Source organism: Methylobacterium terricola, assembly GCF_006151805.1.
Classification (GTDB): Bacteria; Pseudomonadota; Alphaproteobacteria; order Rhizobiales; family Beijerinckiaceae; genus Methylobacterium; species Methylobacterium terricola.
Window position 1 is genome coordinate 410,392 of sequence record NZ_VDDA01000002.1, and the last position, 25,252, is coordinate 435,643.

The window sequence follows — 25,252 nt, forward strand, 5'->3', positions numbered from 1 at the left end:
GTCTCCTTTCCACCAGCCGCCTTCGCGGCGAGTCAAGACCGGTGGCAGAATGGGACCGGCGGGTCCCGCCCCGCGTCAACCGCCGGAGCAGCGGGTATAGGTCGCCGCGCCGCGCTCGCTCGCCCAGGTCAGGCTGTTGCCCGCCACGGTCAGGCGCACCCGCGAGGTCCAGCGGCGGGCGGCGCTGTGGCAGGCGGCGGTCATGACCCAGGACCGGCCCTCGCGCCGCGTGTCCCGGAACTGGCACAGGGTCTTGCCGGCCCGAGCGCTGCCCGGGCGGATCACTGCCGGCAGGAAGCCGCGGCGGGCCGAGCGGCGGCTGGCGCAGGCCGCCGCGCTCGGTCCCCACACGCCGGCATAGGCCGGCGCGGCGTCGTCCGCGTCGCCCTCGGCCTCCCGCGGCCGCGGCTCGCGCTCCGCCCGCGGCTCCGGGCGGAAGGCCGGCCGGGCCTCCTGACGGGTCCCGCGCTGCTGCGTCTCCGGCTTGGGAGGTGGCGCGGCGGCCCGGGACGGGGCGGCCGACCGCTCCTCCGGCTCGTCGTCCGGGGCGAGATCGTGGGGGGCGACGTCGCGCGCCGGGGCCGCCTTCACCGGGCCGAACCCGGAATCCGGGGGCGTCTCCCGCGCGCCGGTCCCGTCCGGACCGGCACCGATCCGGCCCGGCGGCTCGCGCCACGTCCCGGCCGGCGGAACAGCCTCCGGCGGCACCGCGTCCGGCGGCGGCCGGCGCCGGTAGATCGGGATCGAGGAGCGGTAGGGTTTCGACAGGACCGGCGGATCGGCGGGCATCTCAAGGTCCGACTGCGCGACGGCGCGGCCGGGCCCGGCCAGGCAGGCCGCGCCGGCCAGCACGACCAGGCCGGCCACCCACAGGCCCGCGCGGTGAAACGCCCTCATGATGCCCCCAGCGTCCCCCGGCCGGTGCCGGTGGTCAAGTCTTAGGGCGCTCGTGCCCGGTTGTGGACCTGGGTTCGGGGCGCGAGCGCATGTCTCGTCGCCGGTGTCACCCGGCGGGCACTGTCCGGCCCCGCCGTCTACCGGCCGAAGATGCCTTTCAGGAACTGGGCCGTGCGGTTGCGCTTGCGCTTGCGCGCCAGTTCCGCGGCATCCCTCATCCAGGCGACCTGCACCACCCGGCGCTCGCCCTCGAACGGCTGGTGGCCGTGCCAGGACCTGTCGGAGCGCAGGAAGGCGAACATCGTCCCCATGGTCGGCGGCACCTCGACCGCGTAGGGCTCGAACCGCTCGCCGTCGTAGAGCACCCGCAGACGGCCGGCCTCGGGCGCACGCCAGGCGTCGTTCATGTAGATCAGCAGCGTCATCACCTTCGAGGGTCCGTCGGTGTGGATCGCGCCGTATTTCGGCTGCGAGCGGCGCATGATCGTGGTGAGCCGCGGGCAGGCGACGAGGTCGGCCCCGAACTTCTCGGACAACACCCGCGAGAAGGCGTCGCTCTCGAGCTCGTCGATCAGCTCCCGGAAGCGGCCGGCGAGCCGGACCTCGTCCACCGTGAGATAACCCGGCTTGTCGATCGGCGGGAAGTCCCGCGCCAGATCCGCGACGGCATCCGGCCGCAGCACCTGCCGGCCCAGGCAGTAGCAGTACGGATCGTGGACCACGGGCGCCGCGCGCACCGCGTCCACGTCGAGGATCGCGAGGGACGACACCGGGCGGGACGACATCGGGACAGACGACATCGGGACAGACGACATGGGATGATCGCACCCCTCGGGTCTCGAGGCCGGTCCCGGCCTTCGGAAAGCGAGACCTCGCGAGCATCGGCACGAATTGCGGCGGCGGCGGGGCACCGGTCACGTCTGCGAGAGCCGGCTCCCCGGAAGCCGCGGCGGTCCCCCTCGCGGCCGGGGTCGCGCCGTCCTGCCGCAGGTGAACACTGTTTAACTTGCAACCGCGATGGCGCCATGGTCCTGCCAAGGGACCAGTCCACCCTCGGACTGTTCACCACGAGGCCGGCTCCCGTCGGGGCCGGATCTCGGCGGGGTGGTCGCCGAGCCTCACGCGGCCCGCGCCCGGACCGTCCCCTTCATCACCGGCTCGCCGCGAGGGCGGGCCCGCTTGAGGCCCGCCCGCCGGGCGGCCCGGAGACCGCGATGCACGGCTTGAAGCAGGCCCTCCTGCAGATCTGGCGCCTGGCCTATCCCTACTACACCACCCGCGAGGTCACGACGGTGCGGCTGTGGCCGCTGCCGGCGGTCCAGATGCAGGAACGCTGGGTCGCGCTCACCATGGCGGCCGTGGTGATCGGCATCGAATTCGCCCAGGTCGCCATCAACGTGCGCCTGTCGTACTTCAACCGCGACTGGTTCAACGCGATCCAGGCCAAGGACGCCGCGGCGTTCTGGTCGCTGCTGTTCTCGGTGTTCTGCCTCTGGGCCGCGGTCTACGTGGCGAGCGCGATCATCCAGTACGTGATCCAGTCGTTCCTGCGGATCCGCTGGCGGGCCTGGATGACCCGGCACTACGTCGACCGCTGGCTCGGCAACGACACCCATTACCGCATGGGCTTCTCCGGCGCCCAGGCCGACAACCCCGACCAGCGCATCGCCGACGACATCGACCAGTTCACCCAGACCACCCAGTCGCTGACCATCAGCTTCCTGTCGGCGGTCTCGAACCTGATCTCGTTCTCCGTCATCCTGTGGAACATCTCCTCCGCCTTCACGGTGCCGGGGACGAGCTGGCACGTGCCGGGCTTCCTGGTCTGGGGCGCGCTGATCTACTCGGCGCTGGTCACCTGGATCACCCACCGCATCGGCCGGGCGCTGGTCGGGCTCAACTTCGAGCAGCAGCGCCGCGAGGCGGATTTCCGCTTCTCGCTGGCCCGCCTGCGCGAATACGGCGAGCAGGTGGCGCTCCTCGGCGGCGCCCGGGCCGAGCGGGCCTCGCTGCGCGAGCGCTTCGGTGCGCTGATCCAGAACTTCTACGCCATCGTCGACCGCCGCAAGAAGCTCGCCGCCTTCACGGTCAGCTACCAGCAGGTCAACGTGGTGATCCCCTACATCCTGGTCGCGCCCTACTACTTCGCCGGCCAGATCCCGCTCGGGGTGATGACGCAGACCGCCGGCGCGTTCTCGCGGGTCGAGAGCACGATGTCGTTCTTCATCACGTTCTACGTGACCCTGGCCGACTACAAGGCGCAGGTCGACCGGCTCACCACCTTCGACGCCGCCATGGGCCGGGCCGACGCGATGGCGGCGGCGAGCCCGCTGGCGGTGCTGCCGGGCAACGGCGCCGGCCTCCATCTCAAGGGCCTCGCCCTCGACCTGCCGGACGGGCGCCGCATCGCCGAAGCCCCCGCCCTCTCCTTCCGCCCCGGCGAGACGACGCTGCTCACCGGCCCCTCGGGCTCGGGCAAGTCGACGCTGTTCCGCGCCATCGCGGGCATCTGGCCGTTCGGCGAGGGCGCGGTCGCGACGCCGGAGGGCGCCCGCCTGCTGCTGCTGCCGCAGCGGCCCTACCTGCCGATGGGGCGCCTTCGCGCCGCCGTCACCTACCCGGAGCCCGCCGGCCACTACGACGACGCGGCGATCCGCAACGCCCTCGAGGCGGCGCGGCTGCCGCACCTCGCCGGCCGTCTCGACGAGGAGGCGCCCTGGGCGCAGGCCCTGTCCCTCGGCGAGCAGCAGCGCCTCGCCATCGCCCGGGCGCTGCTCGCCAAGCCCGACTGGCTGTTCCTCGACGAGGCCACCGCCGCCCTCGACGAGCCGACCGAGGCCGCGCTCTACCGCATGCTGCGCCAGGAGCTGCCGGACACCACGATCGTCTCGATCGGCCACCGCTCGACGCTCACCGCCTTCCACGACCGGCGGATCGACATGACCCGCCGCGAGGACGGCCGCTTCGTGCCGACCGAGCTCGCGGCGGCGGTGCCGGCGCAGTAGCCCGGCGCAGGAGCCCTCCCGCGGGGCGACGAAGCGCCTTGACGCGCCGCGTCGCCCCGCCTAGAAGCCGGCTCACAGGGCGCGTAGCTCAGCGGGAGAGCATTCGCTTCACACGCGAAGGGTCACAGGTTCAATCCCTGTCGCGCCCACCACCTTGTTCAGATCGATGGTTCTGCCGTTTGACGTCCCGTCGTCATCTGGTGACGCCGTCACACCGGTTCGGCCTGCGATGCGACGGCGCCTTGCCTCGCATCACCCCGCACGGGGCCGACCATCGGGCGCGTAGCTCAGCGGGAGAGCATTCGCTTCACACGCGAAGGGTCACAGGTTCAATCCCTGTCGCGCCCACCATTTCCTCCTCAAAGACTTTCCTCCTCGAAGACCTGGCCGACCGAGCCTTGGGCCGTCCGTCCGCGGCGGTCGTCCACGCGCCGCGTCATCCCGGGGCCGCGGCAGCGGAGCCCGGGCTCCGGACCGGCAGAGGGGGAGGATGAAGCGCGAGCCTCCCGCCTGATCCTCGACGACCTGGAGGCCTGGATCCCGGGCTCCGCTCTCGCGGCCCCGGGATGGCCCCGCGGGCTTCAGGACCGCCGAACGCCCTGTCAGGCCGCCCCGCGATCGAGCCGCCGCACCGCTTCGTACAGCCCGTCGAAGTGCGGGATCACCATGTCGGGCTCCAGCTCCTCGACCGGCACGTCGGTATAGCCGAACGGCACCGCCACCACCGGGATGCCGGCGGCCTTGGCGGTGGCGATGTCGGTGCGGGAATCGCCCACCATCACGGCCCGGGCCGGGTCGCCGCCGGCGCGGGCGATGGTCTCGGTGAGGTGGCGCGGATCGGGCTTGAAGTACGGAAAGGTGTCGCGGCCGCAGATCGCCGCGAAGCGCCCCTTGACCCCGAGCAGGTCGAGGAGACGGACCGAATGGTCCTCCGGCTTGTTGGTGCAGACCGCGAGCCGGTAGCCTGCCGCCTCCAGCCGGTCGAGGGCGTCGACGACGCCGGGGAACAGGTGCGAGACGTCGCAGAGGTGCTGGCCGTAATGGGCCAGGAAGACCAGGAAGAGTTCGTCGAGCCGGTCCGGGGTCAGCTCGCGCCCGCCGGCCGAGAAGCCGCGCTGGATCAGCGCCCGGGCGCCCGCCCCGATCAGCTCCCGCGCCTGCGACAGCGCGACCGGCGGCAGGCCCTCCCGCTCCAGGATCACGTTCAGGGTACCGATCAGGTCGCCCGCGGTCTCCGCGAGGGTGCCGTCGAGGTCGAACACCACGATCGGCGGCAGGCTGGGCGGGGTGGTCGGCATGGCGGCTCGCTGGCTGGCGGGGAGATGGATGCGCCTCCCATACAGGCCGCGGCCGGCATGGGCCAACTCCGCCGGCCAACTCCCCGGATTGAGCCGGCGGATCACGCCCGCGCCGTCAAGCCCGGGACAAGCTGTCCTGAGCTATAACACCGGGACGAGGACGATTCGGCGGGCGCGCCCGCCCGTCGTCGCGGCGGTTTCGAGGAGCGGCGCGCCATGCGCGGGAGAACGAGTGATCGGGCCAAGGTCGTCGCCCTGGCAGCCGGCCTGGCGGGTCTGCTGATGGCCGGCGCGGCGCAGGCCGCGTCCTACGAGTTCGTGCCGGCGCCCCAGGCGGACCTGAACCGGGTCTACCGGGTCGACAAGGCGACCGGCGAGGTCATCTCCTGCCAGTACGGCCTGCAGGAGAACACCATCGGCACCACCCTGTGCTTCGGCCCCGGCGAGGGCGCCGGGCCGCAGGCCCCGTCCGAGTACAGCCTGGTCGCCTCCCGTCACCTGCGCGAGGCCGGGGTCTTCCGGGTCAACCAGCGCACCGGCGCGATGAGCATCTGCTACGTCCTCGACGACGCCGTCGTCTGCACGCCGCAAGGCAATGCCGGGAGCGTGGCGCCGGCGGCCAAGCCCTGACGCCTGGCGGCGGCTCCCCCGGTCAGGGCGGGCGCACGCTGACATGACGCGCGACCGCCTCGGTCGAGACCGCATGGCCGCTTCCGCCGCCCCCGTTTCGCGTGCTAGGGGGCCTCTCATCAGCGGCGGCGCCTGCCGGGTGCCCCGCCTGTCCGGAATCCTGCCCTCGCACCGGCAGGGAGTCGGGACAGCCGAGAGCCACGAAACCCGCCGAGACGCCATGCTGCTGTCCCTCACCCGTTCGCCCCATGGAGGCCGGCGTTGAGCCCCGCCGAGCTGAAGCGCGCCGCCGCCGCCCGGGCGGTCGGTCTGGTCGAGGACGGCATGCGCCTCGGCCTCGGCACCGGCTCGACCGCCACCATCTTCGTGGAACTCCTCGGCGAGAAGGTCCGGGCCGGGCTCTCGGTGGTCGGCGTGCCGACCTCCGAGGCGACCCGCCGGGCCGCCGAGGCCGCGGGCATCCCGCTCACCACCCTGGACGAGACGCCCGACCTCGACCTCACGATCGACGGTGCCGACGAGATCGACCCGCAGCTCCGCCTGATCAAGGGCGGCGGCGGCGCGCTGCTGCGCGAGAAGATCGTGGCGGCGGCGAGCCGGCGCATGGTGGTGATCGTCGACGGCGCGAAGCGCGTCGACACCCTGGGGCGTTTCCCGCTGCCGATCGAGGTGGTGCCCTTCGGCCTCGTCGCCACCACGCTGGCGGTCGCGGCGGCGATCCGGTCGGCCGGCTGCGCCGGGCCGCTCGGCATCCGCAAGGGCGCCGACGGGACGCCGTTCCTGACCGATGGCGGCCACCTGATCCTCGATGCCGGCCTCGCGCGCATTCCCGACCCGGAGGCGCTGGCCCGCGCCCTCGTGGCGGTGCCGGGCGTGGTCGAGCATGGCCTGTTCCTTGGCCTCGCCACCGGCGCCATCGTGGCCGAGGCCGCCGACGGCCAGTCCCGCATCGTCACCCTCGGGGCGGCCTGAGGGCCCCCCTTTCCGCGTCACGGCCGCCCCTCGGGGCGCCGCTTTCCCCGGAGCAAACCGATGTCCCCGCGCCGTTCGCGTGTCCTTCTGGCCGGCCTCCTCGCCGCGACCCTGTCGAGCCCGGCCCTCGCCCAGCCGAAGCCGGCCGCGCCCGCCGCCCCGGCCGCGCCGCAGCAATCGGCGGTCACTCCGAGCCACCTCGCGCTCGCCAAGGAAGTGATGCTCTCGTCGGGCATCGCGCGCTCGTTCGATTCGATCCTCCCGGCCTTCGGCGAGCAGATCAAGCAGGCGGCCGTCACCCGACCCGAGCTGACCAAGGACCTCGCCGAGGTCATCGAGAAGATGCAGCCCGAGCTTGAGCTCCAGAAGCAGCGCATCATCGACACCGCCTCGCGCATCTACGCCAACAAGCTGACCGAGGCGGAGCTGCGCGACATCGCCACCTTCTTCCGCTCGCCGTCGGGCAAGCGCTACGTCGAGACCCAGCCCCAGGTGCTCGACGACATGGTGCAGGCGATGCAGACCTGGACCCAGGAGGTCTCGGAATACATGATGGTCCGGGTGCGGGCCGAGATGGGCAAGCGCGGCCACCAGCTGCAGTGATCGCTTCGACGGCCGACGGCACCGGGCAGGGACGCGCCGCGACGCTCGATCGCCTCGGCGCCGCCGTGATCGCGGCCCTGCCGGCCTGCATGGCGGTAGCCAACCGGTCGAGCCCGGTCGTGGTCGGCCTCGCCGGGTTGCTGCTCCTCGCCGGAGCGGCGGCCTCGGGGCGCCCGTTGCGGGCGCTCATCGTCGCGCCGCTGGCGACGCCGCTCGGCCTCGCCGCCCTGGCCTTCCTGGCCTGGTGCGCGGTGAGCCTCGCCTGGAGCCCTCTGCCGGGCCTGTCGCTGCGCACCCTCTCCGAGTTCCTGCCGGCCCTCCTCGGCGCCTATCTGGTGGCACGGCTCGCGCCGCCGCACCTCGCCAGGGTGGCTAAGCCCGCGGCCTGGATTCTCGCTGTCACCGGCGCCTACGTGGTGGCGGACCTCGCCTCCGGCCTGGTGATCCGCGAGGCGCTCGGCCAGCGCGTCGCCGCCTTCGCGTTCAACCGGCCGCTCCTCGTCATGATGCTGACGGTGTTCCCGCTGGTGGCGGTGCTTGCCGCGAGCGGGCGGCGCGGGCTCGCCGCCCTCGCGGCGCTCGTCATGGCGGTCGCGGCCTGGCGCTCGGTCAGCGGCGCGACGGTGCTCGGGCTCGCCACCGGCGCCCTCACCTTCGGCGTCGTGCGCGCGGTGCCGGCCCGGGCCGGGATCGGATTCGTCGGCGCCGCGCTGCTCGGCGCCCTCGTCCTCGCACCGGTGGAGGGCGATCTCCTCGCCCGCGCCATGCCGGACGCGCTGCACCAGCGGCTCGCCGCCAGCAGCACCCGGGCCCGGGTCGCCATCGCCCGCAGCTTCGGCGCCGCCGTGGCGGCGGATCCCTGGCGCGGCGCCGGCTACGGCACCAGCGCGCGCTTCCAGGACGTGCCGGTGGCCGCGCGGATCGAGCCCGACCTGAGGGTCATGCTGGCGGTCGGTCACCCGCACAACACCTTCCTGCAGGTCTGGGCCGAGCTGGGCGTCGTCGGGGCGGGGCTCGCGGCGCTCGTCCTGGTCCTGACCCTGCGGGCGCTCGGCGCCTGGCCGGGGCTCGCCCGCAGCACCGCCCTGGCCCTGCTCGCGGCGGCGGGCGTCGTCGCCTTCGTCGAGCACGGGGCGTGGCAGGCCTGGTGGACCGCCGGCGTCGGCGCCGCCATCGCCTGGCTGCGCACCCTTGCGCGGGTGACGTCGCCTGCCCCAGAGAAGCTCTAACGAACCGACGGTGAGCGCCATGACCGAGACCCAGCACGAGCCCCATGATGGTCAGGCCTACGACGTCGACCTGTTCGTGATCGGCGGCGGCTCCGGCGGGGTGCGGGCGGCCCGCATTGCCGCCGGCTACGGCGCCACGGTGCAGCTCGCCGAGGAGTACCGGGTCGGCGGCACCTGCGTGATCCGCGGCTGCGTGCCGAAGAAGCTGATGGTCTATGCCGGCCGCTTCGCCGACGAGTTCGAGGACGCCGCCGGCTTCGGCTGGGAGGTCGGCACCCCGCGCTTCGACTGGGCGACCCTGAAGGCGCGGCGCGACGCCGAGGTGACGCGGCTCGAGGGCATCTACGCCACCAACCTGATGCGGGCCGGCGTCGAGGTCGTGGCCGACCGGGCGGTGATCGAGGGGCCGAACACCGTCCGCCTCGTGCGCTCCGGCACGCGCGTGCGCGCCCGCTACATCCTGGTCGCGGTCGGCGCCCACCCGGTCAAGGAGCCGCTGATCCCCGGCGCCGAGCTCGCCATCACGTCGAACGAGGTGTTCGAGCTGGAGACCCAGCCGGAGCGGATCCTCGTCGTGGGCGGCGGCTACATCGCGGTCGAGTTCGCCGGGGTGTTCGCCGGCTTGGGCACCCGCACCACCCTGCTCCATCGCGGCGACCGGCTCCTGCGCGGCTTCGACGGCGAGATCCGGCAGGCGCTCGGCGAGGCCTATGCCAAGCGCATGGACCTGCGCCTGAACACCACGATCCACCGCCTCGACCGGCGCGACGGCGGGATCTGCGCGACCCTCAACGACGGCAGCGAGATCCTGGTCGACCAGGTGCTGGTGGCGACCGGGCGGCGCCCCAACGTCGCCGGCCTCGGGCTGGAGAATGCCGGCATCAGCCTCGATGCCGTCGGGGCGATTCCCGTCGACCGCTTCTCGCAGACCGCCGCGCCCTCGATCTATGCCGTCGGCGACGTCACCAACCGCGCGGCGCTCACGCCAATCGCGATCCGCGAGGGCCACGCCTTCGCCGACACGGTGTTCGGCGCCAAGCCCTGGGCGGTCGACCACGACCTGATCCCGACCGCGGTGTTCTCGACGCCCGAGATCGGCGTCGTCGGCCACGGCGAGGAGGTGGCGCGGCGCCTCTGCGGCGAGATCGACGTCTACGAGGCCCGCTTCCGTCCGATGAAGGCGACCCTGTCGGGCCGCGACGAGCGGATCCTGATGAAGGTGATCGTCGAGCGGGCGAGCGACCGGGTGGTCGGCGTCCACGTGCTCGGCCACGATGCCGGCGAGATCATCCAGGCCGTCGGCATCGCGGTGACGATGGGCGCCAAGAAGGCCGATTTCGACCGCACCATCGCGGTCCACCCGACCGCCGGCGAGGAGCTGGTGACGATGCGGACGCCGTCGGTGGTCAAGCAGCCGGTGGCGGTGGGGTGAGCGGCGCCCCGTAGGTCAGCCGCAGCGCCCGCGGATCCCCCGGCACCCGCGCCGGGGACGAGATCGTGCGGAGGCACGAGCCCTCGATCGCGGTCATGCGGATCAGGCCCGCCCGGGCGAGGTCGTGCTCGGTCGGCGCCGTCTCGCCCGGCCCGCGGGACTGCGCCAGGCAGGCGTCGAACCGGAACGCCCCGTAGGCAGCGAGCGGGTACGGGTGCCAGCCGTCGCTGCCCGGTGGGCTCGGGCGCTCCAGGATCCATGCGGCGGTGGCGCCCGAGACGTGCCGGCCGCCCGGAGCCGCGACGTCGAAGGCCTGGAGCACCGTGCCGGTGGTCTCGTTCTTCAGGTTGAACCGCACGGTCGCGGGGTCGAGGACCGTCAGGATCGCGCTCACCGCGTCGCCCGGCGCCACGGCGAGCCCGAGGGTGAGGGGCGCCGTCGGTGCCTCCCGCGTCCACCACTGCACCCAGGTCTCGTACCTCTCGCCCGCGCCGTCACAGGCCTGCAGCGTGCCGATCTGCGGCAGGCTGGCATTGCGGTAGACGCCCTGCCCGTCGAGGCCGATCCAGGTCGAGGCGCGGGCCGGTCCGTCCGTTCCGCCGGGCGGGCGCGTCACCGTCGGCACCCGCCAGCGCGCCATCACCCCGACCAGGCTGCGCCCCCCGAGCGCGGTGAGCGAGCCCCCCGACCAGTTCGCGCTGCCGCGGCCCGGCACGGTGCCGCGCGGCGGTGCCGTCGTCGCCGCCAAGGTCCGCGCCCGCGGCGCGGCCTCGGCTTCGGCGAAGCGCAGCGCCCGGCCCGGCGGCGGCGCCAGGAAGGCGCGGCGGAAGGCGGCCGCCGCCGGGCCGTCCTCGGGGCGCGGGCCGGGCAGGCCGTACCGGGCGAGGAGGTCGGGGCGGGCATTGGTCGGGTCGAACCCGTCCTCGGGCCGCGGCAGCGGCATGAGCGGGAGGCGAGCCGTGCCGGCATCGGGTTCGCGGGTCATCGTGGCAGCCTTCCCGGCTCACCGGCCCTCCGCCGGTACGGCCAGATCCGGGTTGAGTTCCCGGGCGGCCGCGAGGGCGGCCTCGCCGAAGGTCGGCAGGGCGTAGTCGGTCCGCCTCAGGCCATGGCTCTCATGCCGCGACAGGACCGCGAACGCCGCGTCGGCGACGCGGCGGCCGGCGACGGAATCGGAGCGGTAATGCAGCCCGGCGATCTCGCGGTTGCGGGCGACGCGCCGGGCGAGCGCCTTCACGGTCTCGTCGACCGGCCGGCGCTCGGCCTGGGGCAGGCCCGAGAGGCGCACCGTGAAGGCGATGCAGCGCGCCATCAGCCATGCCTGTGTGGCGTGGCCGCTCGGGAACGACGAGTGCCCGGGCACCGGCAGCGGCGGCAGCAGGGCCGGGCAGAGGAAGGACGGACGCGGCCGGTCGTAAGCCTCCTTGAAGCGCAGGGCCGCGAAGGAGCCGACGAGGCTCGCGACGTGCAGTACCCGGTAGGTGCGCGGATGCGAGCCTGGATTCACCGACAGGGCCTCCATGAAGGCGGTGACGAACTCGACGTCCTGCGCCAGGATCTCGCCCATCGCCGGGGCGCGCTCGTCGCGCGCCATCGCCAGGAGCGCGTCGATCTCGATCTCCTGGGCGGTCCTCCCGCGGGCCGAATCCCCGGTCGCGTCGTTCAGCGCCAGCAGCATCGCCGCGAGCGCGTCGTCGAGGCCCTCGTCCCAGGGCGCGGCGGCGAACTCGCGCAGCACCCGGTAGGCGTACCAGCGGCCGGCCCAGCTCCGGTCCTCGAAGGCGAGGGACCGGCCGGTCGGCGCGTCGGCGCTGCGGAACGCGATCCGCCTCCCGGCATCCCCCGGCCCGGTTTCGTCGCGGACGAACACCGCCCGCCGGAAGGTCCCGATCTCGGTGCCGTCCCGCGTCACCTCGAGAGGGAACGGGAAGTCGGCCCGGCCCGGCACGAACCAGCCGCCGCCGGCATCGCCGTCGAGCCCGGCATTGCCGGCATGTCCGGTGTTGCCCGTGTTACCCGTATTGCCGGTCATCGCTCTCCTCCCCGGCCCGCATGTGCGCCTGTTCAGTCCGGCAGTCCCGCCTCCCGCAGGTGCCCGAGCCAGCGCGCCAGGACCGGGGCGGCGAAGGGGCAGCGCGGTGCGTAGGCGCCGAGCCGGAAGTCCGGCTGCAGGCGCAGGAGCTCGGCCGCCGCCGTCCTCGCCGCCGGCCGGCGCCCAGCCGCCGCGAGGCTGGCGGCGAGGATGCGCAGGGTGAAGCGGATGGCGCGATTGCGCGCCACCGCGCTCGAGGCCCAGGCCAGGGCGGCGTCGTAGTCGCCGGCGACGTAATGGGCCTGGGCGAGCAGGCCCTCGTGCCAGAAGGTGTAGGGATCGCGGGGCGCCAGGCGCTGGCCGATCTCGCCATGCGCCACCGCGTGCCGTCCGTCGCCGGTGAAGCCGTGGGCGGCGCTGCTCATCGTCCAGGCGATGGCGACGCTCGGGCCCGCCTCGATCGCCCGGTCGAGGAAGTGCCGGGCGGTCGCGAAGTCGCGCAGCAGGAAGGCCTGGACATGGCCGTAGATCGCCAGCGCCAGGGGATCGTCGCCGTCCCGGGCGATCGCCGCGCGGGCCCGCTCCGCCGCCGCCCGGGCATCGCCCTCCGGATCGGGCGAGCCCATCTCGCCGACCCGCAGCACGTGCCACCAGGCCGCGTAGGCGAAGGGCGGCGCGTAGGAGGGATCCAGGGCGATCGCCTGCTGCAGCAGGCCTCCGGCCCGGCCGAAGCTGTCGGCCTCCATCGTGTGGAGCTGGTCGAGGGCCTGGAGCAGCAGGTCGTAGCTCGTCAGGCTCGCCGGGTGCTTGCGCAGGGCCCGCTGCAATTCGCGCTGGCGCACGTGCGGCGCGAGGTTGCGGATCAGCCGCAGCGCGATCGTGTCCTGAAGGGCGAAGACCTCGTCGACGCGGCCCTCGTGATGGTCGGCGCTGACGACCGCGCCGGTGCCGCACTCGATCAGGGCGGTGCACACCCGCAGGGTGTCGCCGTGATGCTGGATCGCCCCGTCCATGACGTAGCGCACGCCGAGGCGGCGGCCGAAGGCCGCCGGGTCGCTGCGGCGGCGGCGATAGGCCAGGGTCGAGCCGCGGGAGATCACGAACAGGTCGCGCAGGGACGACAAGGCCCGGACGATCCAGTCGGTGAAGCCGTCCGCCAGGGCGAGGCGATCCGGCGCGCCGGTCCGGAACGGCAGCACCGCGATCGTCGCCCGCGCCTCGGCGCCGGGGGCGCATTCGCCGGCGCGGGGGCGCGCCGCCTCCCCGCACCGCAGGGCGAAGACCCGGACCGGCCGGGCGTGGTTGCGCAGGGGCAGCGCCCCGAGATCGGTCGCCCGGGCCCGTGCGGCCGCGCTCGCCCGGGCGAACACCGCCTCGGACACGATCACGTCGCCGGCCTCGGCATAGGCCTGCAGCCGGGCCGCCACGTTGACGCCGTCGCCGAACACGTCGCCGTCCTCGACGATGACCTCGGCGAGGTTGACGCCCATCCGGAAGGTGAGGCGCGAGGCCTCCGGCTCGCCCTCCGTCGCCAGGGCGAGGCGGCCCTGCAGGGCGAGCGCGCAATCCGCCGCCGCTTCGGCCTGCGGGAAGCTGGCGATGAAGCCGTCGCCGGTGTTCTTGACGATCCGCCCGCCGCTCTCCCCGACCAGCGGCTCGATGATGCCGCGGTGCAGGGCGCGCAGGCCGCGATGGGTCTCCTCCTCGGCCATCTCGCTGAGCCGGGTGTAGCCGACCACGTCGGCGACCAGGATGGCGGCGAGGCATCGCTCCATCGCCGCGGCGCCCAAGGTCGCGGCGCTCAAGGTCGTGGCGTTCAGGGGGCCGGTCTCGATTCGCTCCGCGAGGCCGACCGGCTCACCCAGGCTGCCGGCCGGCTTCGGCACGTGCCCGCCGCCGTTCATCGCGGCACGTCCTCGGCGATCGAAGAACAAACAATCCGCGACAATGCCGCGGATGCTCTGCTTGATGGAGCATCAATCATGGCAGCACCGATCCGGCCTGAATACTGTCAGATACTGATAGAACGGTCCAGGGCTAAGTGCGAACAGGCCGAGGCCCGTTCCATGCCCGGACACGGCGCCGGATCCTGGCCGAAAGCCCCCCTCGCGCCGCGGCCCAAACCCCCCTATAAGCCCGGCTTCCGCGACCGACCTGACCGGTTATCGAAGAGGTGCGCGAGGAGAGGACGATGAGCGAGCGTTGGACCCCCACGAGCTGGCGGCGGTTGCCGATCCAGCAGGTTCCGGACTATCCGGATGCCGCGGCCCTGGTGGCGGTGGAGCGGCAGCTCGCGAGCTTTCCCCCGCTGGTGTTTGCCGGTGAGGCGCGCAAGCTCAAGCAGAACCTCGCCAAGGTCGCGGCCGGCGAGGCCTTCCTGCTCCAGGGCGGCGACTGCGCCGAGAGCTTCGACGAGCACTCCGCCGACAACATCCGCGACTTCTTCCGCGTCTTCCTGCAGATGGCGCTGGTGCTGACCTTCGCGGGCGGCTCGCCGGTGGTGAAGGTCGGGCGCATCGCCGGCCAGTTCGCCAAGCCGCGCTCGTCGCCGGTCGAGACCGTCGACGGCGTGTCGCTGCCGAGCTACCGCGGCGACATCGTCAACGGCATCGGCTTCACGGAAGCCGAGCGGGTGCCGAACCCCAACCGCCAGACCGAGGCCTACCGCCAGTCGGCCGCGACGCTGAACCTGCTGCGCGCCTTCGCGACCGGCGGCTATGCCAATCTCGAGAACGCGCATCGCTGGATGCTCGGCTTCGTCAAGGACTCGCCCCAGTCCTCGGCCTATGCCGACCTGGCGCAGCGCATGACCGAGACCCTCGACTTCATGCGGGCGATCGGCATCAACCCGGAGACGCACCAGGAGGTGCGCCAGACCGATTTCTTCACCAGCCACGAGGCGCTGCTGCTCGGCTACGAGGAGGCCCTGACCCGGGTCGATTCGACCAGCGGCGACTGGTACGCGACGTCGGGCCACATGCTGTGGATCGGCGACCGCACCCGCCAGGCCGACCATGCCCATATCGAGTTCGCCCGGGGCATCAAGAACCCGATCGGCCTCAAATGCGGCCCGTCGCTCAAGGCCGACGACCTGATCCGGCTCGTCGACCTGCTGAACCCGGCCAATGAAGCCGGCCGCCTGACCCTGATCTGCCGCTTCGGCGCCGACAAGGTCGGCGATCACCTGCCCGGCCTCGTCCGGGCGGTCGAGCGCGAGGGCCGCAAGGTGGTGTGGTCCTGCGACCCGATGCACGGCAACACCGTGACGGCGAGCGGCTACAAGACCCGGCCGTTCGAGCGGGTGATGAAGGAGATCCAGGGCTTCTTCGACATCCACCAGGCGGAAGGGACCCATGCGGGCGGCATCCACCTCGAGATGACCGGCAAGAACGTCACCGAGTGCACCGGTGGCGCCCGCGCCCTGACGGCCGACGACCTGCGCGACCGCTACCACACCTATTGCGACCCGCGCCTCAACGCCGAGCAGGCGCTGGAGGTGGCCTTCCTGACCGCCGACCTCGTCAAGCGCGAGCGCAAGCAGCACGAGCACCCGCGGATCGAGGCCGCCGAGTAGGCGCACGGCCGACCGTGACGAGGCAGAGGCCCGGGACGGCGCCGCGCTCGCGGTGCCCGTCCCGGGCCTCTTTCATGGCGGCGGGCCGGCGCCGCGACGCGGCCCGTGCCGCGTCGGCCCGTCGACCTTTCGTGAATCTTACCCGTGCCCGAACCAGGGCGGGTCGGCGCGAGACGATCCGGGATCCCGGCGAGCGGCTCTGCAGGATGCGCCGGTGCCGGCAGAGAGAGACGCTTCGGGGTCTCGTGCGGATGCCGGAGCTCTCTTCGCTGACGCGGTGGTCGCCCGGGACGGTGCTGATCCGAGGGAGGCCGCTCGCGTCCGGGTCCGGGCGGCTGCCCGTATCCGGCGCCGAGGCGCCGCGATCCGGCCGGACGACGCCGTTGCGACCTCACCGCATCCGGAACCCCCTCGGACTCAACCGAGCGGCTTGTCGAACGCGATGCCGGCGAACTCGCCGTTGCGCCAGACCAGCGAGGCCTGCCGGGTGATGTTCATGTGGGGGATGATGATCCAGAGGCGGTCCGACAGCACGTAGCGCCGGGAGAGGCCGATCTTCGCGCCGCTGCCGGAGAGATCGCGCACCACGCACGGTACGCGGCCGTGGTTGAACAGAACGACCGTCGCCGGCATCGACGTGCCGTAGCGGCGGCTGCCGCGCTTGTCTTCGCCGCCACAGACCGGGGCGGCCGATTGGCTCAGGGCCTCAAGGGTCGATCCACCGCTCATCTCAGCCCAGATCCCGGTATTCCGTAGTGTCACGGTTATACCACGGATCGCCCGGTCTCATCCGGTCGCGAGCGGAGCGACCGATCTGTTCTGTATTGTATCGGGCGGCAGGGTTAAGCCACTCCTGCCCGCTTTCGCGACAGTCGCGACCAGCGAAGGGCCCCCCGCCCCCGCCTGCCGCGTCGGACCTGCGGTCGCGTCACTCCAGCGGCCGATCGAACGCGATCCCGGCGAACTCGCCCCGCCGCCACACCAGGGAGGCGCGCCGTGCCACGTCGGCGTGCCGGATGACGATCCAGAACCGTTCCGCCAGGATGTAGCGCCGGGAGAGGCCGATCTTCGCGCCGCTGTCGGAGAGATCGCGCACCACGCAGGGCACGCGGTCGTAATGGGACATCAGGATCGTCGCCGGCATCGAGGTGCCGTAACGCTGCCCGCTCCGCTTGTCCGCCTCGCGGCGTTCCAGCGTGTCCAGCCCCTCTCCCGTCGCGATCGTCGATACGGCGCTCATCTCCGTCCGGACCCCCGCTTCCTCCGCAGAGAGGTTGTATCACGGGCGATTCAATTGCGCTGCGCTCAGATCGGGTCGGATCCGGCGCCGCCCCGCAATCTTGCACGGCAGGGTTAAACAACTATTGCGTGCATCAAGCGAGTTGTGAAACGGCAGATGGCCGCCATGCCGAGAAAATTCCGGCGCCCGGCCGGGATGCCGGCGATCGGGCTTGCGCCCGATCCGGACCGTCGCTATACAGCCGCCATCCCGCCGGGCCAGCTCCCATCGTCTAGCGGTCTAGGACGTCGCCCTCTCACGGCGAAAACAGGGGTTCGAGTCCCCTTGGGAGCGCCACCGGCCGGAATACCCCCAAACATCGCGAGCGTGATGATGGCCCTGCTTCGAGCGGGGTCCGCGATGTCGCGTCCGTCCCCTCCACCCGAGTCCCTTCCACCAAAGCGGTAGCGGCGTCCCAATCCCTCCACCAAGGGATACCCTGTTCGCCGCCGTCTCTTGCTGTCGTCGTGTGTAGCGGCCTGCTAAGCATCGGTCATACCAACAACCGATGTAAGACGAGAGACGCGATGCGGCGGATGATCGTGCGCCTGCTGGTGGCGGGAGTCGTGTGTTCGTTGATTGCGGCATCGGCCGGTCTTTTGTTCGACCAAGTGTCGCCACGTGTCGCTGCCATGATGCCGCGCGACGGTGCGACGGAAGTCTATCCGGGACTGCCGATCGCGGTCGCCTTCTCGCGCGCGATGGCGCCGGAGACCATCAACCCGGCCGCCCTGGCGCTGCGGGAGGAGGGTGGCACCGCCCTGCCTGTCGCGGTCGCCTACGATGCGGCCAGCCTCTCGGCCCGGCTGACGCCGCTGGCGCCGCTGCGGCCCGGCGCGTCCTACCGGATCGCGGTCGGTCCCACGCCGGCCAGCACCCTGGGGCTCGGCCTCCGGGAGACCGCCGAGGGACGCTTCACCCTGGCGGCGGCGCCGGTGCGGCCGGACGCGCCCGCGGCGCCGGTCCTGGTCGCGGTCGGCGGCAAGAATCCCCTCGGCGCCTATTACGCCGAGATCCTGCGGGCCGAGGGCCTGAACCTGTTCGCGGTGGTGGCGCCGGAGGCGCTGACGCAGGAGCGCCTGGCCGCGGCCTCCCTGGTGCTGATGACCGAGGCGCCGGACGAACCCCTCGCCGCGCGGCTCGCCGCCTGGGTCGAAGAGGGCGGCAACCTGATCGCGATCCGGCCGCACGGTGCGTGGCTGCCGCTGTTCGGCCTCGCAGCGGCCGGCGAGGCCCAGAGCGGTGACCCCCTCGCCGAGCGTTACCTGCAGGCCGATGCCGAGGCGCCGGCCGCTCGCGGCATCGTCGGCGTGGCGATGCAGTTCCACGGGCCCGCCACCCGCTACGCCCTCGGGGACGCCACCGCGCTCGCCCGCTTCTCGACCGGGACCGACACCCTGCCCTGGCCGGCGGTGTCGCTCCGTCGGGTGGGCCAGGGCCAGACGGCCGCCTTCGCCTTCGACCTCGCCACCTCGGTGGTCCGCCTGCGCCAGGGCAACCCCGCCTTCGTCGGCCAGGAGCGCGACGGCCTGCCGCCCCGGCGGCCGAACGATCTGTTCTTCCCGGATTACCTCGACCTCTCCCGGGTCGCGATCCCGCAGGCCGACGAGCAGCAGCGGCTCCTCGCCAACCTGATCGTGACGATGAGCGCCGGGCGCCTGCCGCTGCCGCGGGTCTGGTACCTGCCGGACGAGCGCCGCGCCGCCCTGATCATGGCGGGGGACGATCACGCCACCCGCTACGGGACCCTGAACGCCTACAAGCGCCTCGTCGCCGAGAGCCCGCTCGACTGCAAGCCGGATTCCTGGGACTGCGCGCGAGCCACCTCCTACATCACGCCGGAGACCCGCCTGCCGGCGGAGCAGGCCCAGGCCTATGCGGCGCTCGGCTTCGAGACGGCGGCCCATGTCGATACCGGCTGCCGCGACGTCGACGCCGCCGTCCTCGGCCTGGCGCTGAGCCGGCAGGCCGGTGCGGTGGCGACGCGCCTCGGCCTCCCGCCGCAGACGACCCATCGCCTGCACTGCATCGCCTGGAACGGCTGGGCCGACACCGCCAAGATCGAGCGCGCCGCCGGCATCCGGCTCGATCTCGGCTACTATTACTGGCCCGGCTCGTGGATCCGGCGCCGGCCGGGCTTCATGACCGGCTCGGGCTTCCCGCAGCGCTTCGCCGATCTCGACGGCCGCGTCCTCGACATCTACCAGGCGGCCAGCCACCTGGTGAACGAGAACGGCATCGCGCAGCGCCGCGGCATCGAGGTCATGCTCGACCGGGCGCTCGGTCCCGAGCAGTTCTTCGGCGCCTTCGGCACCCATTACGACTACACCGACGGCTATTTCGACCATCTGGTGAGCGCGGCCCGCGAGCGCGGCGTCGCCCTGATCTCGGCGGCGCAGATGCTGCGCTGGCTCGACCGCCGCGAGGCGACCCGGTTCGAGGCCCTGGCCTGGAACGGCCACGACCTGACCTTCCGGGTCAGCCTCACGGACGGGCCGGAGCGGGTGACCGGGATGCTGCCGGTTTCGGCCCTGTCGCACCGCCTCGCGGCGATCACCCGCGGCGGCCAGCGGGTGCCGTTCCGGGTCGAGAGCATCAAGGGGCTCGACTACGCGATGTTCGACCTCGAGGCCGGGTCCTACGCCGTGCTCTACGACGAGAAGACCTCGGCGATGCCGCTCCCGGCGCGGCTCCGGTGAGGGCCGGACCGCTTGACGGCCGTCGCGCCGCGATGGGAAGCCTCGCGGCGCGGCATCGGACATCCCGGCGCCGCTCCGGAGGAATCCCGCCTTGAACGCGCCTGCCCTCGCCGGCCTGATCGATCACACGCTCCTGCGGGCCGACGCCACGAGCGGCGACGTGCGGCGCCTGTGCGAGGAGGCGCTGGTTCACCGCTTCAAGGCGGTCTGCGTCAACCCGGTCCATGTCGGGCTGGTGGCCCGGATCCTGGCCGGCAGCGCGGTCGCCACCTGCTCGGTCGTCGGCTTTCCCCTCGGGGCGGTCATGCCGGAGGACAAGGCCGCGGAGGCCGCCGGCGCGGTGCGCAGCGGCGCTGCCGAGATCGACATGGTGATCGCGCTCGGTGCCCTGAAGGAGGGCCGCACCGACGCGGTGCGGGCCGACATCGCGGCGGTGCGCGCCGCCTGCCGGGGGCAGGTGCTGAAGGTCATCATCGAGACCTGCCTGCTCGACGACGCGCAGAAGCGGCTCGCCTGCACCCTGGCGGTCGAGGCCGGGGCCGATTTCGTGAAGACCTCGACCGGCTTCTCGACCGGCGGCGCCACGGTGCCGGATGTCGCGCTGATGCGCGCCACCGTCGGCGAGGCCGTCGGCGTCAAGGCGTCCGGCGGCGTGCGCAGCCTGGAGGTGGCCCGCGCCCTGGTGGAGGCCGGCGCGACGCGGCTCGGGACGAGTTCCGGCGTGGCCCTGGTGACGGCGGGGGTGGCGGGCGAGGGATATTGACGCCACGGCGCTCGCGACGCCGGACACGTCGCCGGTCGTCCCGACGCTCAAGGCCGTCCTCCCGGGGTCTACGGAGCGGCCCCAGGGATCACGGAGCGGGCGGCTGGACAGGCGCGACGCCGGGACGCCCGCGCCTCAGCCCTCCCCGGGACGGTACCGCTCCGGCCGCGTCCCATCCTCGTCGGTGAAGCCGTAATCCCGCGCCAGATCGGCGACGTGCAGCACCCGGCCCGCCCGTGCCCCGACCTCCGGGTCACCTGCGAGCGCGGCGAGCGCCCGCCCCGCATAGAGCGGGCTCTCGCCCGCCTCCCCGGCCATGCCGGCCTCGATCACCCGCTCGGTCCGCACCAGGCCGGGCGCCAGCGCCAGCGCCGTGATCCCGTAGGGCGCGAGCTCCGCCGCCATGCCGAAGGCCAGGCGGTTGGTGGCGGATTTCGCCAGGTCGTAGAACAGGTCGCCGAGGTAATCCTCGGTGCCGAACGAGACCAGCGCCAGGAGGCCGCCCTTCGCCGAGACCATGGCGGGGGCGACGGCCCGGGCAAGCAGCAGGCCGGCGAGCGGCCCGGTCTCGAGGCCGTGGCGCAAGGGAGCGAGTCCGCGGCGCCAGAAGGCCGTGCCCCAGGCGGCGCCGTCGGGATAGCGCACGCCGTCATAGCCCTCGTTGCCGCCCCAGACGCTCGACACCGCGACGTCGATCCGGCCGAAGCGGCGCAGCAGCCAATGCACCATCGCGTCGACCTCGACCTCGCGGGTATGGTCGCAGAGGTAGTGGTGGCCGCGCCCGCCCGCGAGGTCGACCTCCCGGGCGGTGTCCTCCAGGGCTTCCGCGCGCTGGTCGGTGCGCGCGCCGGTCTCGCTGGAGCGGGCGGTGACCACCACGGTGGCCCCGGCCTCAGCCAAACCCCGGGCGATGCCGCGCCCGACCCCGCGCGAGGCGCCGGCGACGAGGCAGACCTTGCCCGAGAGGTCCGGGATGCCGGGCGGCCTCACCGCGCGCCGCGGGACAGGAAGCGCTGGAACGCGGCTTGCGCCTCGGGCGAGCGGAGCGCCGCGTCGAAGGCCGCGGCCTCGGCGTCCATGGCGGCGCTCACCGCCGCGTGGTCGCCACGGATCAGCCGGCGGGCGGCGGCGAGGGCCTGGCGGGGCTTGGCCGCGAGCTTCGCGCCCTGGGCCAGCGCATGCTCCAGGAGGCCGTCGGCCGGCACCACGGCGTTGGCGAGGCCGAGGCGGACCGCCTCGTCGGCCCCGAACGCCTCGCCGAGCAGCAGCAGCTCCGTTGCCTTCGGCAGCCCGACCCGGCGCGGCAGCAGGTAGCTCGATGCCGCCTCCGGCACGAGGCCGAGATCGACGAAGGGCATCCGGAAGGTCGCGGCGGGGGCGACGTAGACGAGGTCGCAATGCAGGGTCAGGGTGGTGCCGACCCCGACCGCGAGCCCGTCCACCGCCGCCACCATCGGGGTGCGGGTCACGGCGAGCTGGCGGATGAAGCGCAGGGACGGCGCGTCGCCGAAGGAGCGCTCGGCCCGGGAGACGAAATCCGCGATGTCGTTCCCGGCGGTGAACACGCCCTCGGTCCCGGCGAAGACGACGGCGCCGACGCCCGACGCGTCCCGATCGGCGCCCTCCAGCGCCTCGCGCATGGCGTCGTACATCGCGCCCGTGAGGGCGTTCTTCTTCTCGGGGCGGGCGAGCCGCACGAGGCGGACGCCGCCGGGCTCGTCGGTGATGCGGACGTGATCGGTCATGGGGCTCACTCAGTATCGGTTCGAGCGGCAGCGTTCTGCCAGATCAACGACATGCCACCCGCGGCGGCGTCCCGGGCTCCGCTGCGCGGCCCCGGGACGACGCGGAGGATGTGAGGGGCGGATCAGTCGAAGTTCGGACGGGAGTGAAACGCTCCCCTGCCCGATCCCCTCACCCCGCCAGCGCCAGCGCCCCGTCCTGCAGGAAGCCGCCGCCGCCGGTCACGGTCTCCTCCAGCCCGCGAGAGGCGGTCGCCAGGTTCTCGGCGAAGAACCGGGCGAGGGCGATCCGGGCTGGGTGGGCCGGGTCGGTCGCGCCCGCCGCCACCGCGGCGTGGGCGGCGAGGGCGGCCTGTGCCAGGCAGGCGCCGCCCTGGGCGAGGCCGAACAGGCGCAGATACGGGGTGGCGCCGGCCAAGGCCTCCTCGGGCCGGTTCGAGCCGAGAGCCTTCAGGAGATGGCTCGTCGCCCGGTCGAGCGCCTCGATCGTCTCCCGCAGGCGCGGGGCGGTGTGGCCGAAGGCGGGGCCGCCCTCCTTCAGCACCCGCTCGGCGACGAGGCGTAGCGCGCCGATCTGGCCGCGCACCACCGCCCCGTTCTCCAGCGGCAGCTTGCGGGTGACGAGGTCGATCGCCTGGATGCCGTTGGTGCCCTCGTAGATCGCCGCGATGCGGGCGTCGCGCAGGTGCTGGGCGGCGCCGGTCTCCTCGACGAAGCCCATGCCGCCATGGACCTGGATGCCGAGCGACGCGACCTCGATTCCGATATCGGTCGAGAACGCCTTCGCCACCGGGGTCAGCAGCGAGGCGCGGGCTTGCGCGGCCTTGCGCGCCGCCTCGTCCGGGGCCCGGTGGGCGCGGTCGATCGCCTCCGCGGTCAGGTAGCAGATGCCGCGGGAGGCGCCCGTCAGCGCCTTCATGGTCAGCAGCATCCGCTGCACGTCGGGATGCTCGATGATCGCGCTCGCGCCATCCGCGGCGGCCCCCGCCCGGCCCTGGCGGCGGTCGCGGGCGTAGGACAGCGCCTGCTGATAGGCCCGCTCGGCGATCGCGACACCCTGGAGGCCGACGCCGAGCCGGGCGTTGTTCATCATCGTGAACATGCAGGCGAGGCCCCGGTTGGCCTCGCCGACGAGCCAGCCGGTGGCGCCGTCATACACCATGGTGCAGGTCGGCGAGCCGTGGATGCCGAGCTTGTGCTCGATGCCGGCGCAGGTCAGCGCGTTGCGGGTGCCGTCCGGCAGCACCTTCGGCACCAGGAACAGCGAGATGCCGCGGGTGCCGGCCGGCGCGTCGGGGAGCCGCGCGAGCACCAGATGCACGATGTTGTCGGTCAGGTCGTGCTCGCCCCAGGTGATGTAGATCTTCTCGCCCGAGATCCGGTAGGAGCCGTCGCCGGCGGGCTCGGCCCGGGTGCGCATCACCGAGAGGTCCGAGCCGGCCTGCGGCTCGGTGAGGTTCATGGTGGCGGTCCACTCGCCCGAGACCAGCTTCTCGAGGTAGCGGGCGCGCAGCTCCTCGCTGCCGTGGCGGCTCAGCGCCTCGACGCCGCCGGCGGTGAGCAGCGGCCCGAGGCCGAAGGCCATCGCGGCGGAGTTCCACATCTCGATGCAGGCGGCGTTGAGCAGGATCGGCAGGCCCTGGCCGCCATACTCGACCGGGCCCGGCAGGGCGTTCCAGCCGCCCTCGGTCCAGGCGCGGTAGGCCTCGCGGTAGCCCGGCGGCATCGTCACCACCCCGTCCTTGAGCGGGGTGCCGTGCCGGTCGCCCACCTTGTTCAGGGGCGCCACCACGTCGTTGGCGAAGCGCCCGGCCTCGTCCAGGATGGTGTCGACGAGGTCGTCCGAGAGGTCGCCGTGCAGGCCCTCCGCGATGGCGCGGTCGAGCCCGGCGACGTGGCGGAGGGTGAAGGCCATCTCGGCCACGGGCGCGCGATAGGTCATCGAGTTCTCCTCCCGGGAGAGCGGGGCGGTTTCGCCGGCGGGCCCGCTGCTCGGGTCCTGGGAGCCACCCTTTGGATTTGACGTGCGGCCGCCGCCGACGCTACGGCCGGCGGCATGGTGACGGATAGTTTAGACGTGAACGATGATCGCGGGTCAATGCCGACCCGGCGCCTCGCCGCCGATGCCGCGGGCGTCGCGGAGGCCGGCGCCCTGCTGCGCGCGGGACAGCTGGTCGCGATCCCGACCGAGACCGTCTACGGGCTCGGCGCCGACGCCGGCAGCGCCACGGCGGTGGCGGGCATCTACGCCGCCAAGGAGCGGCCGCGCTTCAACCCGCTGATCGCCCACCTGCCCGATCTCGCCGCGGCGCGGCGGGAGGGGGTGTTCGGTGCGGATGCCGCGAGGCTGGCGGAGGCGTTCTGGCCCGGCCCCCTCACCCTGGTGGTGCCGGTCGCCGCTGGCGGGCGGGTCTGCGACCTCGCCCGGGCCGGGCTGCCGAGCGTCGCGCTCCGGGTTCCGGGGAGCCGGCTCGCCCGCGATGTGCTCGCGGCGGCGGGCTGCCCGGTGGCGGCGCCCTCGGCCAACCGCTCGGGCCGGGTGAGCCCGACCGATGCCGACCACGTCCTCGGCGACCTCGACGGGCGGATCGCGGCCCTGCTCGACGGCGGGCCGTGCCCGGTCGGGGTCGAGTCGACCATCGTCGCCTGCCTCGACGGTCCGCCGCTGCTGCTGCGGCCGGGCGGCGTCTCGCGGGAGGCGATCGAGGCGGTCTTGGGCCGGAGGCTGGCGCTGCCGGTCGCGCCGGTCGGGGCGGCGCCGATCGCCCCCGGGCTGCTCGCCTCGCACTACGCGCCCCGCGCCGCGGTGCGGCTCGACGCCACCGCGGTACGGCCCGGCGAGGCGGTCCTGCTGTTCGGCCCGATCCGGCCGGACGGGCTCGACGCGGCGTCCGCGTCCCTGAACCTCAGTCCGGCCGGCGATCTCGCCGAGGCGGCGGCGCATCTCTTCGCCTATCTGCGCCGGCTCGACGCGAGCGGCGCCGCGACGATCGCGGTGGCGCCGATTCCGGAGACCGGCCTCGGCGAGGCGATCCGCGACCGGCTCGCGCGGGCGGCGGCGCCGCGGTGACGGCTCGCTCGGGCGCTCCTCGCCGAT

At 73.4% G+C, this 25,252-nt stretch carries 21 protein-coding genes and 3 tRNA genes; 13 read left to right on the forward strand and 11 right to left on the reverse strand.

From position 1 onward, the window contains the following. Positions 1–75: 75 nt before the first annotated feature. Together FF100_RS06250 and FF100_RS06255 are read right to left on the reverse strand one after the other, a co-directional pair. A complete protein-coding gene (locus FF100_RS06250; RefSeq protein ID WP_139034692.1) occupies positions 76–897 on the reverse strand; it encodes a hypothetical protein in 822 nt (273 codons plus the stop codon). A gap of 137 nt (positions 898–1,034) precedes the next feature. After that, positions 1,035–1,682 carry a 2OG-Fe(II) oxygenase gene (locus FF100_RS06255; protein WP_246101939.1) on the reverse strand — a complete coding sequence of 216 codons (648 nt, stop codon included), beginning with the start codon at positions 1,680–1,682 and terminating at the stop codon, positions 1,035–1,037. A 429-nt stretch (positions 1,683–2,111) separates the two neighbouring features. Here FF100_RS06255 and FF100_RS06260 point away from each other — a divergent pair, with 429 nt between their 5' ends. The 3 genes from FF100_RS06260 to FF100_RS06270 all read left to right on the forward strand — a co-directional run bounded on the left by FF100_RS06260 (position 2,112) and on the right by FF100_RS06270 (position 4,253). After that, on the forward strand, positions 2,112–3,902 hold the full coding sequence (locus FF100_RS06260) for an ABC transporter ATP-binding protein/permease (RefSeq protein WP_139034693.1): 1,791 nt from the start codon (positions 2,112–2,114) through the stop codon (positions 3,900–3,902). Between the two features lie 77 nt (positions 3,903–3,979). Then, positions 3,980–4,054 (forward strand) — tRNA-Val (locus FF100_RS06265). A gap of 124 nt (positions 4,055–4,178) precedes the next feature. Beyond that, a tRNA-Val gene (locus FF100_RS06270) sits at positions 4,179–4,253 on the forward strand. 251 nt (positions 4,254–4,504) lie between these two features. Here the strand turns inward: FF100_RS06270 and gph are convergent. Continuing rightward, positions 4,505–5,200 (reverse strand): phosphoglycolate phosphatase, encoded by a 696-nt coding sequence (gene gph, locus FF100_RS06275; RefSeq protein ID WP_139034694.1) that lies wholly within the window; start codon positions 5,198–5,200, stop codon positions 4,505–4,507. A 216-nt stretch (positions 5,201–5,416) separates the two neighbouring features. On the opposite strand from gph, the gene FF100_RS06280 reads away from it, so the two are divergent. The 5 genes from FF100_RS06280 (at position 5,417) to gor (ending at position 10,066) form a co-directional block, all read left to right on the forward strand. Next, complete coding sequence (locus FF100_RS06280) at positions 5,417–5,830, forward strand: hypothetical protein (RefSeq protein ID WP_139034695.1); 414 nt, start codon at positions 5,417–5,419, stop codon at positions 5,828–5,830. Positions 5,831–6,091: 261 nt separating this feature from the next. Continuing rightward, positions 6,092–6,802, forward strand: coding sequence for a ribose-5-phosphate isomerase RpiA (gene rpiA, locus FF100_RS06285; protein ID WP_139034696.1), 711 nt, complete (start codon positions 6,092–6,094; stop codon positions 6,800–6,802). Between the two features lie 60 nt (positions 6,803–6,862). Further along, positions 6,863–7,405 (forward strand): DUF2059 domain-containing protein, encoded by a 543-nt coding sequence (locus tag FF100_RS06290; RefSeq protein ID WP_139034697.1) that lies wholly within the window; start codon positions 6,863–6,865, stop codon positions 7,403–7,405. After that, positions 7,402–8,634 carry an O-antigen ligase family protein gene (locus tag FF100_RS06295; protein WP_246101940.1) on the forward strand — a complete coding sequence of 411 codons (1,233 nt, stop codon included), beginning with the start codon at positions 7,402–7,404 and terminating at the stop codon, positions 8,632–8,634. The genes FF100_RS06290 and FF100_RS06295 overlap by 4 nt, the downstream gene beginning before the upstream one ends. A gap of 19 nt (positions 8,635–8,653) precedes the next feature. Next, on the forward strand, positions 8,654–10,066 hold the full coding sequence (gene gor / locus FF100_RS06300) for a glutathione-disulfide reductase (protein WP_139034698.1): 1,413 nt from the start codon (positions 8,654–8,656) through the stop codon (positions 10,064–10,066). On the opposite strand, the gene FF100_RS06305 is transcribed toward gor, so the two are convergent. The 3 genes from FF100_RS06305 to FF100_RS06315 are packed head-to-tail and all read right to left on the reverse strand — an operon-like array spanning position 10,041 to position 14,002. After that, positions 10,041–11,051 carry a G1 family glutamic endopeptidase gene (locus FF100_RS06305; protein ID WP_139034699.1) on the reverse strand — a complete coding sequence of 337 codons (1,011 nt, stop codon included), beginning with the start codon at positions 11,049–11,051 and terminating at the stop codon, positions 10,041–10,043. The genes gor and FF100_RS06305 overlap by 26 nt on opposite strands. A gap of 18 nt (positions 11,052–11,069) precedes the next feature. Continuing rightward, a complete protein-coding gene (locus tag FF100_RS06310; protein WP_139034700.1) occupies positions 11,070–12,098 on the reverse strand; it encodes a phosphatase PAP2 family protein in 1,029 nt (342 codons plus the stop codon). Positions 12,099–12,130: 32 nt separating this feature from the next. After that, positions 12,131–14,002: an adenylate/guanylate cyclase domain-containing protein gene (locus FF100_RS06315; protein WP_139034701.1), complete on the reverse strand. Its 1,872-nt coding sequence runs from the start codon at positions 14,000–14,002 to the stop codon at positions 12,131–12,133. Between the two features lie 287 nt (positions 14,003–14,289). On the opposite strand from FF100_RS06315, the gene FF100_RS06320 reads away from it, so the two are divergent. After that, a complete protein-coding gene (locus FF100_RS06320) occupies positions 14,290–15,672 on the forward strand; it encodes a class II 3-deoxy-7-phosphoheptulonate synthase (protein WP_139034702.1) in 1,383 nt (460 codons plus the stop codon). A 417-nt stretch (positions 15,673–16,089) separates the two neighbouring features. On the opposite strand, the gene FF100_RS06325 is transcribed toward FF100_RS06320, so the two are convergent. Both FF100_RS06325 and FF100_RS06330 read right to left on the reverse strand, forming a co-directional pair. Then, entirely contained in the window at positions 16,090–16,401 is a 312-nt protein-coding gene (locus FF100_RS06325; protein ID WP_139034703.1) for a PilZ domain-containing protein, read from the reverse strand. Positions 16,402–16,600: 199 nt separating this feature from the next. Next, positions 16,601–16,912: a PilZ domain-containing protein gene (locus FF100_RS06330; RefSeq protein WP_139034704.1), complete on the reverse strand. Its 312-nt coding sequence runs from the start codon at positions 16,910–16,912 to the stop codon at positions 16,601–16,603. Between the two features lie 260 nt (positions 16,913–17,172). Here FF100_RS06330 and FF100_RS06335 point away from each other — a divergent pair. From FF100_RS06335 to deoC, 3 genes are all read left to right on the forward strand, one after another. After that, positions 17,173–17,248 (forward strand) — tRNA-Glu (locus FF100_RS06335). Positions 17,249–17,487: 239 nt separating this feature from the next. Further along, entirely contained in the window at positions 17,488–19,650 is a 2,163-nt protein-coding gene (locus FF100_RS06340) for an Ig-like domain-containing protein (protein WP_281287266.1), read from the forward strand. 91 nt (positions 19,651–19,741) lie between these two features. Further along, positions 19,742–20,413 (forward strand): deoxyribose-phosphate aldolase, encoded by a 672-nt coding sequence (gene deoC / locus FF100_RS06345; protein ID WP_139034706.1) that lies wholly within the window; start codon positions 19,742–19,744, stop codon positions 20,411–20,413. A gap of 135 nt (positions 20,414–20,548) precedes the next feature. On the opposite strand, the gene FF100_RS06350 is transcribed toward deoC, so the two are convergent. The 3 genes from FF100_RS06350 to FF100_RS06360 all read right to left on the reverse strand — a co-directional run bounded on the left by FF100_RS06350 (position 20,549) and on the right by FF100_RS06360 (position 24,097). Then, the gene (locus FF100_RS06350; RefSeq protein ID WP_139034707.1) at positions 20,549–21,403 is read right to left on the reverse strand and encodes an SDR family NAD(P)-dependent oxidoreductase; all 855 of its coding nucleotides are present in this window, start codon (positions 21,401–21,403) and stop codon (positions 20,549–20,551) included. After that, the gene (locus tag FF100_RS06355; RefSeq protein WP_139034708.1) at positions 21,400–22,158 is read right to left on the reverse strand and encodes an enoyl-CoA hydratase-related protein; all 759 of its coding nucleotides are present in this window, start codon (positions 22,156–22,158) and stop codon (positions 21,400–21,402) included. Before FF100_RS06355 ends, FF100_RS06350 begins: the two co-directional genes overlap by 4 nt. 169 nt (positions 22,159–22,327) lie before the next feature. Then, a complete protein-coding gene (locus tag FF100_RS06360) occupies positions 22,328–24,097 on the reverse strand; it encodes an acyl-CoA dehydrogenase family protein (protein WP_139034709.1) in 1,770 nt (589 codons plus the stop codon). Between the two features lie 156 nt (positions 24,098–24,253). Here FF100_RS06360 and FF100_RS06365 point away from each other — a divergent pair, with 156 nt between their 5' ends. Next, complete coding sequence (locus tag FF100_RS06365) at positions 24,254–25,225, forward strand: L-threonylcarbamoyladenylate synthase (RefSeq protein ID WP_425463284.1); 972 nt, start codon at positions 24,254–24,256, stop codon at positions 25,223–25,225. Positions 25,226–25,252: the final 27 nt, after the last annotated feature.

Excerpts from the sequence above, each read along its gene's own strand:
- gor (WP_139034698.1), top strand. The coding sequence starts at position 8,654 with ATGACCGAGACCCAGCACGAGCCCCATGATGGTCAGGCCTACGACGTC.
- FF100_RS06340 (WP_281287266.1), top strand. The coding sequence starts at position 17,488 with ATGATCGTGCGCCTGCTGGTGGCGGGAGTCGTGTGTTCGTTGATTGCG.
- FF100_RS06255 (WP_246101939.1), bottom strand. The coding sequence starts at position 1,682 with ATGTCGTCCCGCCCGGTGTCGTCCCTCGCGATCCTCGACGTGGACGCG.
- FF100_RS06330 (WP_139034704.1), bottom strand. The coding sequence starts at position 16,912 with ATGAGCGCCGTATCGACGATCGCGACGGGAGAGGGGCTGGACACGCTG.
- FF100_RS06315 (WP_139034701.1), bottom strand. The coding sequence starts at position 14,002 with ATGAACGGCGGCGGGCACGTGCCGAAGCCGGCCGGCAGCCTGGGTGAG.
- FF100_RS06365 (WP_425463284.1), top strand. The coding sequence starts at position 24,254 with ATGCCGACCCGGCGCCTCGCCGCCGATGCCGCGGGCGTCGCGGAGGCC.
- FF100_RS06320 (WP_139034702.1), top strand. The coding sequence starts at position 14,290 with ATGAGCGAGCGTTGGACCCCCACGAGCTGGCGGCGGTTGCCGATCCAG.
- FF100_RS06280 (WP_139034695.1), top strand. The coding sequence starts at position 5,417 with ATGCGCGGGAGAACGAGTGATCGGGCCAAGGTCGTCGCCCTGGCAGCC.
- FF100_RS06290 (WP_139034697.1), top strand. The coding sequence starts at position 6,863 with ATGTCCCCGCGCCGTTCGCGTGTCCTTCTGGCCGGCCTCCTCGCCGCG.
- FF100_RS06260 (WP_139034693.1), top strand. The coding sequence starts at position 2,112 with ATGCACGGCTTGAAGCAGGCCCTCCTGCAGATCTGGCGCCTGGCCTAT.
- FF100_RS06360 (WP_139034709.1), bottom strand. The coding sequence starts at position 24,097 with ATGACCTATCGCGCGCCCGTGGCCGAGATGGCCTTCACCCTCCGCCAC.
- FF100_RS06305 (WP_139034699.1), bottom strand. The coding sequence starts at position 11,051 with ATGACCCGCGAACCCGATGCCGGCACGGCTCGCCTCCCGCTCATGCCG.
- FF100_RS06355 (WP_139034708.1), bottom strand. The coding sequence starts at position 22,158 with ATGACCGATCACGTCCGCATCACCGACGAGCCCGGCGGCGTCCGCCTC.
- FF100_RS06325 (WP_139034703.1), bottom strand. The coding sequence starts at position 16,401 with ATGAGCGGTGGATCGACCCTTGAGGCCCTGAGCCAATCGGCCGCCCCG.
- gph (WP_139034694.1), bottom strand. The coding sequence starts at position 5,200 with ATGCCGACCACCCCGCCCAGCCTGCCGCCGATCGTGGTGTTCGACCTC.
- FF100_RS06250 (WP_139034692.1), bottom strand. The coding sequence starts at position 897 with ATGAGGGCGTTTCACCGCGCGGGCCTGTGGGTGGCCGGCCTGGTCGTG.
- FF100_RS06310 (WP_139034700.1), bottom strand. The coding sequence starts at position 12,098 with ATGACCGGCAATACGGGTAACACGGGCAACACCGGACATGCCGGCAAT.